This window comes from Hymenobacter sp., from assembly GCF_036387835.1.
In the GTDB taxonomy this organism is placed as follows: Bacteria; Bacteroidota; Bacteroidia; order Cytophagales; family Hymenobacteraceae; genus Hymenobacter.
The window spans coordinates 16,200-27,286 of record NZ_DASVSY010000051.1; the positions used below are offsets into that span (position 1 = coordinate 16,200).

Below are 11,087 nucleotides of genomic sequence, written 5' to 3' on the forward strand. Positions count from 1 at the left end.
TTTTTCAAAACACCCTCTTGCATTATGGCTCTTTTCACCGAGCAACAAATCCTTAATCGTGTACGCAGCCAGAGTGTAAGTGGCTTGGGCAGCGTCAACGAAAGCGTCAAAGCCAACGTGCTTTTAAGCGAGGCTCGCACCTTTCAGAACAGCACTCAGGGAGTGCAAAAGACTTACGACATTTTTTTGTCTCACAGCACCAACGATGCCCCCAAGGTAGCGGGGCTGAAGCTACTCTTGGAAGACTTAGGCTTCAGTGTATACGTGGACTGGATTGAAGACCCCCAGATGAACCGGTCGAATGTCACTAAGGCCACCGCGGCTGTATTAAAAGCGCGAATGCACTCTTGCAAGTCACTTTTTTATGCCTTCTCTGAAAATTCATCAGGTTCCAAATGGATGCCGTGGGAGTTGGGATACTTTGATGGCATCAAGCAGCGGGCCGCAGTATTGCCCATTGCTACCGGTAGCCAGGCCACGACCGAGTTCCGTGGTACCGAGTACCTAGGACTTTATCACTACATCACCGTTGAGAACGACACCACCGGCAAACGACGATTGTGGGTGCGCGAAACCAGCAGCAAGTATGTGGTATACGACGACTGGCTAGCTAAAAACCAACAGCCGATTCAACGCTAACGCATCCATAGAATGATGACACACGAACAAGAACGATTTGTCAAGGATTTCGTCGAGCACCTATTCGCAGGTGATGCCGGCGTTTTTGCTGGGGCTGGCTTATCGGCTGGGGCCGGCTTTGTGAATTGGGCGGGCCTACTGGCTGATGTTGCCGAGGACTTGGAGCTACAGATTGACCGCGAAACAGACCTTATTTCGCTGGCTCAGTTTCACATCAACGCCAAAGGGCGCAATAAGATAAACCAGAAGATTCTCGAAGAATTCACTGCTGAGGTAGAGGAGACAGAGAACCATCGTATTCTGGCCCGATTGCCTATTGGCACTATCTGGACCACCAACTACGATACGCTGATTGAGGATTCCATCAAAAAAGCGGGCAAGCTCGCCGACGTTAAGCATACCGTACCGCAACTGGCCAACAGCAAGCCCAAAAAGGACGTGACGGTGTATAAAATGCACGGCGACGTAAACCATCCGAACGATGCCATCATCACGAAAGATGATTACGAGACCTATCATGTCAAGTACCAGCCCTATGTGACGGCGCTAAGCAGCGACCTTATTACAAAAACATTCCTATTCCTTGGTTTCAGCTTCACCGACCCCAATCTGGATTACATTCTGAGCCGGGTTCGGATGAATTTTGAAAAGAACTTCAAGAACCATTACTGCTTCATTCGCAAGGTGAAGATGGGAGAAAAGGGATCGGAAGAGGAAGCGGATTTCAAGTACAATAGCCGGCGGCAGGCATTGATGATAAACGATTTGAAGCGGTTTCATATCGAAGCCATCCTCATTGATGAGTACGCAGATATCACGGCCATCCTAAATGAAGTGGAGCGGCAGTACAAACGCAAAACTGTACTTATTTCGGGTAGTGCGGAAGAGTACGGCACTTACGACCGCAACGAAGCCATTGGCTTCATTCACAAGCTCAGCGGCGAGTTGGTGAAAAGCAACTTCACGATTGTGAATGGCTTTGGCTGGGGAGTAGGCAGCGCGGTTATCAACGGAGCGCTGGAAGTAATCCATAAACAGCCTGGCAAATTCAGCGAGAGCCAATTGGTGATGCGGCCGTTTCCTCAATTTGAAACGGGGAAACAGAAGCTGCCAGAGCTGTGGCACGACTACCGGGTGCGCATGACGACCTACGCAGGCGTCGTTGTTTTTCTGTTCGGCAACAAGGCAGTGGACGGAGCGGTCGTTTCGGCTGACGGGGTACGCAAGGAATTTGACATTGCCCACGCGCAAGGCCTCGTGCTATTACCCGTAGGGGCGACTGGCTATATGGCTCACACCCTGTGGGAAGAAGTAATGGCCGATTACGCGAAGTACTACCCCACTGCGCCAGCTGAGTTCCGGCCCATGCTGGAAAAGCTGGGCGACGAGTCGCTGCCTCTGCCGGCCCACATCGATACCATTAAGCTGATTTTGACCCTATTCAATCGCCCGAGCTAATATGGCACGCAACGTTTACTTCAGCTTTCATTACCAGCGCGACATCTTCCGGGTGCAAACAGTGCGCAACGCCTGGGTTTGTTATCCATCCAACCGGCACGCAGGCTATTTCGATCATGGCCTTTGGGAAGAAGCAAAAACCAAAGGAGCTGCCGTCATCCGTAAAATGATTGACGAAGGCATGCAGCAGACAGGCGTAACGGTGGTGCTCATCGGAGCAGAAACGGCCAGCCGCCAATGGGTCGACTATGAAATCCGGCGCAGCATCGAGTTGGGCAAAGGACTGGTAGGCATCCGCATCAACAATATCGATTCCATGGGAAGAGGTATCGACTACGCGGGCGTCAATCCATTCAATGCCTACGGCCCTTATTCTGGCAACAGTCTCCGCACGGCCTACGAGGTGCCGATTTATGACTGGGTACACGACCAGGGATACCGAAATTTTGGCGCTTGGGTAGAGGCCGCTGCCGTAAGGGCGGGACGTTGATGTGATTTTAGATAAGTAGTTTCTCTGCTTGTTTTCTGCATAAATGATTTTGCGAGCGTGGAAATAGGCCAGCAGAATCACCCAATTAATGTTTGTCAAAATGGCTCGCACCACATTTTTCAGCTTTCACTACAAGGACGTTGAGTCGTTTCGCGTCAACGTCGTACGCAATAGTAGTATGTTCAAAAAGCCGGGAGATACCTCAAAGGTCATCGATGGTTCTATTTGGGAAGAGGCCGAGCTGAAAGGGGATGCGGCGCTTATCAGGTTGGTGAATGAAAATCTGGTTGGAACAAGTGTAACGGCCGTGTTGATTGGCACAGAGACGCATAGCCGCCGCTGGGTTAAATATGAGCTAGTTAAAAGCTTTGTGAACGGCAACGCCATTCTGGGGGTAAACCTGAACCGCATCCGTGAGCGGGAAACCAGCACCATCACCCCCAAAGGACTCAATCCATTGGACCGTCTAGCCATCTATGTGCCTGACGATTACAGGACCCTCACATTTCTTGAATTAGTGAATGGGCGCTGGCAAACTTTTGCGCTCTTACCCCAGGTACTAAACCGTAAAAGCAATTCTATTTATTTCGAAAAGTCCTTGAGAGCTTACTTGGGTATGGTTGGCGACCAAGACCGAAAGATTCGCTTTTCAGCCCTATTCGACACATTTTGTTGGAAAACGGATGATGGCTATAATAACCTAGCCTCTTGGGCAGAAGGTGCACTAGCCAAGAAGACTCACCAATTCTAACCGGCCTTTGCACATGGTGTACAGTATTACCTAACCTTTTCCATTCCGTTGCCATCAGCACCACAACGGGAAACTATCACCTGATTAAACATGGCACTAATCACGCAGCAACAAATTTTGCGAAGCTATAACCCACCGTTTGCAAAATCTATGAATGAGTCTGTGAGCGAAGCAGCTGCGACTAGACTCAAAAGGTCAGCTACCAAAGCTTTCAGCATCACTGAGCACTACGACATTTTTTTGTGTCACGCATTCAAAGATGCGCAATATGTGGAGGCAATTAAGGAGTTCCTAGAATCCCACAACCTGACGGTATACGTTGATTGGATTGATGATCCTCAGTTAAATCGTGCACACGTGACACCAGCAACAGCTGCTAAACTACGTGCCGCAATGCGTCGCAGTACAAGCTTAATTTACGCAGCATCTGTAAATGCTTCCGCATCTAAATGGATGCCTTGGGAATTGGGCTACAGTGATGCATTCCATGGCCGTGTTGCTATCCTGCCACTCGCGGATGAAAACAAATTGGTGACAGCCTATGAAGGGCAGGAATTCATGGGAATTTATCCATATGTTGACGATGATGAAAGTGGAAAGCTCTTGCTCAACAGCCAGCAAGAGTCCAAAAATGTACCAATCCGAACCTGGCTCCAGGGAAGCGGAAATTCAAGTCTGCAACTAATAAAAGGATAACCGCTGGGCTGTCATAAATCGATATCATAACTTGAAATGATAACAGCCGAAAAGCCTTTCCGGTCAGGATATGAGAGCTAACTCATGCGGTTCGTTTTCACGGAATAATGGCCAGTACTCTTATCAAAATTAAATGGGTCGGCTAATACTAAATTGAGCGAATCAGCATATTCCTGTTCAATCCATTGGATAATAGGCTCCGCAGCAGGGTGTGGAAAGACCCGATGGTCTATCGCATTCACGTAGCCAATCGCCGAAAGCATTCCGTCAGGTATTGCAATGGCCGCACTCCCAAAGTAATAAAAGTGGTTAGATACCAAGACGTTCTTAGAACTGGTATCGAGCACTAGGTTGTCCTCTCCAACGCTGCCATCGGGCGCACTATGGTGAGATAGTGCTTGATGCCATAAAGCATCATCATCCAAGTAATATATATTGTCTCCCACCATCATTTTCCTGCTGCCATTGCGCACAGGCTTCTTGTCATGAAATTCAGGGTCAAGCCAGTATTGATTGAACGTTAGCTTTTTAGTGACTTTCATGGCAAAAATGCATTTGCCGGTCGCTTTTAATCGTTGACCACCTAAACCGATAACCCAGTCACCGACCTGGGCCGTACTCCGAATTCGAGGCTTGCAAGTGGCCAATGTGCACACCCCGTGGAAAGGATTGGGCGCGAACCCTAAATCGCGGTCAACGACATAAAGATAGGCCTGTGGTGTTTTGCGTGGCATTGAGTAATGTATTGACAGTTAGCACTTATAAGTATCACCCGGCGAGGAACTACGGAGAGCTCCGGCTGGTGTCTGGAAAGTATTAGACCCATCAATAGCTCCCATGATGCTGGCGGTATTCCATTTAACAATAGTGGAACTATACTTTGCGAGGCTTGGAGGAATGTCGGCTTCGGTTCCACCACGCAGATAGACCCCCACAATGCGCTTACCTTGCTCATTGGCTTTGTCAATCTCCCAATTAACCCAGGGTCGGGTGTGCGTGTCTTTGCCAATTAAGACCACTACAGTTCCAGCCCAAGAGATTTTCATGCGCAGGATACGTGCAATTGTGGCATCGCTCACCCGTTTTTCGTCCATCCTGCGCTGGTTTTCGGGTTTTAGCCGAACAGAACTGTTTCGAATGTCGTGCCCGCTTCCAGCAAGCAGATTGGTGAGTTCAGTGACTTTGGCATCGTCCTGGTGATGATGACTTATGAAAACATGGCGACGTTTGCTTCCTGTGGGCATTGCTGGGGGAGTTTGTTATTAAGTTCCCACTTAGGTGGAAAGAAGAGGGGCAAAGGAGCGCTACTGGCCGTAAACTTTTGCTTGATTCGGGTCCGGCCAGATTTTCCCGTGATATCTGGATTAGTGCCCCGCAGGTACTTGTCTACTTCACAAAACAAATTTTGGCAATCAATTAGTTGCAGGTTTCTACCCCACAATGTCGGCAACGGCAGGTGCAACTGATTACACGCTTCGCCTTGCTCATCCGTCATCATTTTAATGGCGTCCTCAAAAGAATAATCTCCGAGAGTATCAAAGCATTTTAAAATGCCGCTTTTAGCACCTGGACCCGCAATGACGAAATCCATTTCAGAAAAATTGGTAAGTGGGCTGTAATTTAGATCAATTGCATATTGAAAAGCTAAGAAAGGCCCCAAAGAAGGGTAGGACAAAAGCATTTCATAGACTGCTTGCAAGCTTTGGCAACTTTCCAAAGAGTCGTAGAGCTTATCTTTTATCATGCGGTCTAGTAAGGCTAGATGATTGCTATGCTTTAATTTATAGCCGAACACATTCCCCGCAGAAGGCATGATGTAAGCGGCGGAATACACCTTGTATTTCATTGCCATCCGAGTGGTGAGCAAGTGGTCGTAGTGGTCAATGGTGAACGAGTTGATATTTATGCCGCCCGTTTCCTTTTCCAGGTATTTATATGTTTCGATTCGATTAAAAATTTTGAAAAGCAGCGTCTTGAAAAAGACATTTCTAGCATCATAATCTTCCTCATACTGTAGATTAATCAAGTATTGACTTACACGGTCCGAAGCGCGGAAAATATTGGTAAAACGATTGGCTGACAGCACTGGGTCATCGGTCCAAGGACCTTGAGACATATTAAGACGGCGGGTGAAGATATCGTTGCGCTTTACCGCAAACTGCCAATAAATGGGGTAAAGAACCGATTTTTTCGGTTTTGAAAGGCGCGTGAAATGAGTTGGCATTATTTTCCTAAATAGATAAGCTTACGTTCTGCGGGTGACACCAGTACTCGGCCCCCATGGTTCTCAACTACCTGATGGAATACCTTATAGGATTCGATTATTGTTTTCTCCCATTGAAACGAAGTAACCGTCGCAACCTCTAAGTCAACTACCAGTTGCCTGATGCTATTGAGCAAATCGGTGTCCATTCTGTCACTTTCACGAAGCATTTTATTGCCTTTTGCATAATTATAAATGATTAGGGTTATTGCCTCTTCGGCTACTTGTGGACGGCCTCTGTCTTCTGCATCAAGGGTTAGGGGGTCGCTTTTGCGTTTTAATTTCATCAAATGCCGCAATACGGGAGACCAGCCCAGAAACGCAATGTGCCCCAAGTGAAACACGTCGTGGTACCGATATTGATTGGGAATTCGGGCGTTGTCAGTCAAGGCATCGCCTAGATCCACTGATTCGGCAGGTGGTTCTTTCTCCCAGACCATTCTTACTGTCAACAGAGTGTCCTGTACTTCTTCAATAAAGTTGATGACGAAGGAGTTCGGGAATTGCTCCGCGTATTGCTCGTCAAATCGTGTAATGTCCAACAAGTTAATTTCTTGGAACCGGTCAGTTGTTTTGGTAAGGTTGCGCTCGGCTATCTCATCTAAGGAGAGCTGATAATGAGAAGCGATTGCGGAGATGTACCACAGAACATCCCCCAGTTCTTCGGCAAGCTTATCCGGAAAGCTGCCGAAGCCTTTTCCATCACGAATTGCCTTTTTTAAAAGCGTAAGCACTGAGCCAGCTTCGCCTGCCAGGCCTAGATAACCCATGAAAAAATGTTCCTGATCAGCAGAAATGTACTTCTGGACTGTTGAAACGGCCCGTTCTTGATATTCTTGAAGAGTCATATGGAATAGAAAATGGTAGTTAGCCAGTCGCGGCTACTTTAATGTAAGGAGCAAGTGCTTGAAGGTACTGCATGCGTCGTGTTTTGGTAGACGGCAGCGCCTTTTAATGATTGATGAAGACCGAGGTGGTTCAGGTGAGTGAAACAGAATTGGGTGGTATTTTCCGCCTAAGGAAAACCCTGATAAATGCCGTAAGTATTTGGCGGTCCTCCGCGCTGAAGCCTTACAGCTAGTAGCCGAGAGTCGTTCGACTGTGGCCACGGCCCGGACCCTGAACTTGGATCCCAAACTGCTCTATAAGTGGCAGCGCGATGCGCAGCCCGCCTTGCCCGCTGACCTGGCCATGGCAGCGTAAGCACGTCAGCTGCGGGCTGCCATGGCCAGGTCAGCGGGCCTAGAAACTGGAGATGTTAAAAAAGCCATCGCCATTTTTTCGACCAGCCCACCAACCTTATGAGCTGCTACGAATTTATTGACCAGCAGCGTGATAGCTATCTGCTCTGCCTGCTCTGCCGAAAGCTTCAGCGTGTGTCAGCCCGAAATTATGCCTGCCGTAAACAGCGAACGGCGGGCCGCCCGCACCCCGCGCCAGTTGCCTGGAAAGAAGCGTTGGAAAAGGCTTTCACGCGCCACCAGAAGCGCTACGGGACCCGGCGCCTACGGGTCGAACGGCAGGAGGAAGGCTACCGCGTCGGCCGTCAAGGCTTGCGCACCGCCATGTGGGCGCGCAAGCGCTGACGGCCCTACAACCGCGCGCCTTCACCTCACGCATCACTGACTCCACCCATGGGCTGCGTTGCGCCCCCAACCGCCTGCTCGACCAGCCCGCGCCGACGCGGCCGAATCAAGTGTGGGTTAGCGACATTACCTGATTTGCCGCTGGCCTCGGGGACATGGACGACGATCAGCAAAGAAACAGGCTAGAGTACCAGAGACATTACCTGATTTGCCGCTGGCCTCGGGGACATGGGCGTACCGGTGTGCCTTTCAGGACCGCTTTACCCGGCAGATGGTGAGCTGGCAGGCACGCGATACAAGTGCCCGGAGCGCTGGTGGTCAGTGATTAGCGCCAGGCCTTGCTGGCCAGGGCACCCGCTCCCGGCATGCTGGTGCATTCCGACCGCGGCGGACAGTGCGGTGGCAACGCCTACCGGGCTCTGCTGAGCAGATACGGTGGTCTACGCTCACAGAGTCCCCGGGGCGAGTCCTCGCCAATGCGCAGGCCGACAGCTTGTAGTCCCGCCTCAAAACAGAAGAACTCTAAGCCCGCGAGTGGCCCGTTTTTCGCGACTTGACCGCCGCCCAGTAAAGCGTGGCTACCTATTTTGACTATTACTATCACGAACGCCGCCACTCGTCCCTTGCCTACCAAAGTCCACAAACCTCTTACCTTCGACAATTAAAAATACACTCCTAAACTGTCCGGCCTAATCGGACCACCTCAGACGTACCACGGCCTCATTTTTATAGCCTCTCCGAATGGCCATTGAATACAGGTGTACAACTGAAACAAACTAAAAAGAGCTGGTGACTGCTACTTTCACGTTTCTATTGTATTAAATCTCTGGCTGGGTCCTACCATTTTCAATTTGATTTTATATGCAAACGGTTCCGTATCAAATTGTTCTTTTGGGAGAAAACGAAACCGGTCTCAAGCAGTTGGTTCATCAAGACCTGCTCCTTAAAATTCAAGAGTTAGGCCTGAATACGGACGAACATGTCACTGTACTTGAAGCAACTGAGGTTGCTTCATTTTCTAGGAAAGCGCCAATAGTTGGAATATTTTTTGGGGGTGCGACTATTTCTGCCGCTGACATTGCGGCCGTCAATCAATTAGTTTCAGAAGACGTCGTCGTCATCCCAGTAGTTGAAGACTTAGGCCAGTACCAGCAGCTGGTGCCATCGTGTTTGTACGACATTAATGGCTTAGAAGTACAGGCTGCTATTGGGGGCATTGACAACATTACCAACACTGCTTTGGAGGTTTTGAGCCTGTTGCGAAAGACTCGAAAGCTCTTTATCAGCTATCGGCGACAGGAATCGCGGGCCATTGCCATTCAGTTGTACGAGCATTTGGATGGATGCGGCTTCGATGTATTTATCGATACCATCAGTATTCGGCCTGCTGAAACGTTTCAGGAAACGCTTTGGCATCGCCTTAGCGACACTGATGTTGTTGTACTGTTGGATACACCCGGCTTTTTAGCTAGTCGATGGACCAGTGAAGAATTAGCCCGAGCTTCTGCAATGTCAATTGGCATTATCCAAGTTATTTGGCCAGAACATAACCCAGAACCGGCGTCGGGGCTGTGCGAACGTTATTATTTATCAGATGCTGATTTCAAGTTAGATGGCCAAGACCCCATTCACCGGTTGTTACGTGATGGGGCAGTTAGCGAAATAACGCGTAACGTCGAGTCTCTTCGAGCCCGAGCCTTGTCTGCCCGATACAGCAATATTGTCGGTGAGTTAGGGAGTGTGGTGCAAGAGCTCTCCATGGATTTAGCCATCCAGCCCTATCGTTATGCTATTGTTGATACAGGAACCGTACGTATCGCCGTTATCCCAACCGTCGGGCTGCCGGAAGCTGTGCGTTATCAAGAAATCGCGGAATTGTTGGAAACAATAAAAGAATTGGCGGTTACAAGTGCCGTTCTTCTTTACGATAATCGCAATATGCGAAAGCGGTGGCAAGCGCATTTATCGTGGCTTAATGAACACTTGCCGATAAAATCCGTGCGCGTGATTGATTCAAAGCGCTGGCTTACAGATATTTCTCAATGACCCATACTATATTTTTGTCCGCCAGTGTCCCCGACCCGCGTCGCAATCCAAAATACTACGAAACAGCGGATGTAACTGCTATTCGTGAGGCTGTCCGAGCTTTAGCGACGCTTGTATTACAGAATGGCTCGTTGGTTTGGGGCGGGCATCCTGCCATCACGCCCATGATACGCGTAGTCGCCGAAAGTTTAGAGACCAGCGTCACTGAAAGAATTGTGCTTTATCAGTCTGCTTTTTTTGCGGAACAATTTCCTGCCAGCAATGACGTATTCGAACGCATCGTTGTAACTCCGAAACTGGAGACGAGAGAAGACAGCCTTGTGTTGATGAGGCAGCATATGCTAAGTGAGCATATTTATACTGCTGGCGTATTTATAGGAGGAATGGAAGGCGTTGAAGAGGAGTTCGAACTGTTTCGGGAACGACAGCCAAATGCGCTAGTCTTACCAGTCGCCTCAACTGGTGGAGCAGCAAAGGAGCTATTTAACCGATCTGAGGGATATTTTCCGAAGCAGTTACAAAACGAATATTCTTATTTGTCACTATTTAGAAAGCAAATTGGCTTTGGTGAATAGTTGGCTTCAAGCTAGATAATCAAATACTCGGAGCTATTTAGTCATCTGATAAGAGGCTAGAGTTTCAATTACCTCTTAGTTGCACGATTTATGGCGGAGTAGTATAAGCTTTGTTCTGGATTTCTATTCGGCATCATACAGCCGTATGAAATATTGGCGCACCCAGGAGCTATCTACGTCACCCGCCGCTTTGCGCGCGTGGAAGTGAAACGTGTCGTTGCCTCCCGCTCTAGCAAACGAAACCTGTAGCCCGCCAAACGCTTGTAAGAACTTTTCCACCGCTGGAAACCAAGGATAACCTTCTATCGACAGCGATAGCCGATAGCCCAGAGTGATGACGCACCTGCCCGGATGCCAGCCTGCTGTTGTTAGCGGGGTTCTCGTTACAACGGGGCGAAAAATTACGCTAAGCGGTTTCGTCGTCCTGTTGCTGCCAAAAGGCCAGGGCTTACGCATCAAATCCAAGACGCTGTAATAAGAGCTGACCTTTGTCTGGTTAGACATTGTTAAACTCTTCATGCTCAATCAACTTATTGCTTCTTTTGCCACGCTACCGGACCCACGCTGTCCCGGCCGCACCCGC

At 49.1% G+C, this 11,087-nt stretch carries 14 protein-coding genes; 9 read left to right on the plus strand and 5 right to left on the minus strand.

All coding sequences use genetic code 11. From position 1 onward, the window contains the following. Positions 1-24: 24 nt before the first annotated feature. From VF639_RS10320 to VF639_RS10340, 5 genes are all read left to right on the plus strand, one after another. Positions 25-639 (plus strand): hypothetical protein, encoded by a 615-nt coding sequence (locus VF639_RS10320; RefSeq protein ID WP_331145820.1) that lies wholly within the window; start codon positions 25-27, stop codon positions 637-639. A gap of 12 nt (positions 640-651) precedes the next feature. Then, positions 652-2,097, plus strand: a complete 1,446-nt coding sequence (locus VF639_RS10325) for an SIR2 family protein (protein WP_331145821.1) — start codon at positions 652-654, stop codon at positions 2,095-2,097. Between the two features lies 1 nt (position 2,098). After that, positions 2,099-2,587, plus strand: a complete 489-nt coding sequence (locus VF639_RS10330) for a TIR domain-containing protein (protein ID WP_331145822.1) — start codon at positions 2,099-2,101, stop codon at positions 2,585-2,587. A gap of 100 nt (positions 2,588-2,687) precedes the next feature. Further along, positions 2,688-3,338: a TIR domain-containing protein gene (locus tag VF639_RS10335; RefSeq protein WP_331145823.1), complete on the plus strand. Its 651-nt coding sequence runs from the start codon at positions 2,688-2,690 to the stop codon at positions 3,336-3,338. A gap of 90 nt (positions 3,339-3,428) precedes the next feature. Then, on the plus strand, positions 3,429-4,034 hold the full coding sequence (locus VF639_RS10340; protein WP_331145824.1) for a TIR domain-containing protein: 606 nt from the start codon (positions 3,429-3,431) through the stop codon (positions 4,032-4,034). A gap of 77 nt (positions 4,035-4,111) precedes the next feature. Here the strand turns inward: VF639_RS10340 and VF639_RS10345 are convergent, their stop codons facing one another. From VF639_RS10345 to VF639_RS10360, 4 genes are read right to left on the minus strand one after another with little or no spacing between them, the layout of a single operon-like run. Then, positions 4,112-4,768 (minus strand): Nmad2 family putative nucleotide modification protein, encoded by a 657-nt coding sequence (locus VF639_RS10345; protein WP_331145825.1) that lies wholly within the window; start codon positions 4,766-4,768, stop codon positions 4,112-4,114. A gap of 18 nt (positions 4,769-4,786) precedes the next feature. Then, positions 4,787-5,278 carry a TIR domain-containing protein gene (locus VF639_RS10350; protein ID WP_331145826.1) on the minus strand — a complete coding sequence of 164 codons (492 nt, stop codon included), beginning with the start codon at positions 5,276-5,278 and terminating at the stop codon, positions 4,787-4,789. After that, entirely contained in the window at positions 5,242-6,258 is a 1,017-nt protein-coding gene (locus VF639_RS10355) for a nucleotide kinase domain-containing protein (RefSeq protein ID WP_331145827.1), read from the minus strand. Before VF639_RS10355 ends, VF639_RS10350 begins: the two co-directional genes overlap by 37 nt. Next, on the minus strand, positions 6,258-7,145 hold the full coding sequence (locus VF639_RS10360; RefSeq protein WP_331145828.1) for a nucleoside triphosphate pyrophosphohydrolase family protein: 888 nt from the start codon (positions 7,143-7,145) through the stop codon (positions 6,258-6,260). The genes VF639_RS10355 and VF639_RS10360 overlap by 1 nt, the downstream gene beginning before the upstream one ends. A gap of 199 nt (positions 7,146-7,344) precedes the next feature. Between VF639_RS10360 and VF639_RS10365 the strand changes: the two genes are divergently transcribed. The 4 genes from VF639_RS10365 (at position 7,345) to VF639_RS10380 (ending at position 10,504) form a co-directional block, all read left to right on the plus strand. Then, the gene (locus VF639_RS10365) at positions 7,345-7,500 is read left to right on the plus strand and encodes a helix-turn-helix domain-containing protein (protein ID WP_331145829.1); all 156 of its coding nucleotides are present in this window, start codon (positions 7,345-7,347) and stop codon (positions 7,498-7,500) included. A gap of 173 nt (positions 7,501-7,673) precedes the next feature. Beyond that, positions 7,674-7,883 carry a hypothetical protein gene (locus tag VF639_RS10370; RefSeq protein ID WP_331145830.1) on the plus strand — a complete coding sequence of 70 codons (210 nt, stop codon included), beginning with the start codon at positions 7,674-7,676 and terminating at the stop codon, positions 7,881-7,883. A gap of 861 nt (positions 7,884-8,744) precedes the next feature. Next, the gene (locus VF639_RS10375) at positions 8,745-9,929 is read left to right on the plus strand and encodes a toll/interleukin-1 receptor domain-containing protein (protein WP_331145831.1); all 1,185 of its coding nucleotides are present in this window, start codon (positions 8,745-8,747) and stop codon (positions 9,927-9,929) included. Next, complete coding sequence (locus tag VF639_RS10380; protein WP_331145832.1) at positions 9,926-10,504, plus strand: SLOG domain-containing protein; 579 nt, start codon at positions 9,926-9,928, stop codon at positions 10,502-10,504. The genes VF639_RS10375 and VF639_RS10380 overlap by 4 nt, the downstream gene beginning before the upstream one ends. A gap of 123 nt (positions 10,505-10,627) precedes the next feature. Here the strand turns inward: VF639_RS10380 and VF639_RS10385 are convergent, their stop codons facing one another. Further along, positions 10,628-11,023 (minus strand): SUKH-3 domain-containing protein, encoded by a 396-nt coding sequence (locus VF639_RS10385; RefSeq protein WP_331145833.1) that lies wholly within the window; start codon positions 11,021-11,023, stop codon positions 10,628-10,630. Between the last annotated feature and the right edge of the window lie 64 nt (positions 11,024-11,087).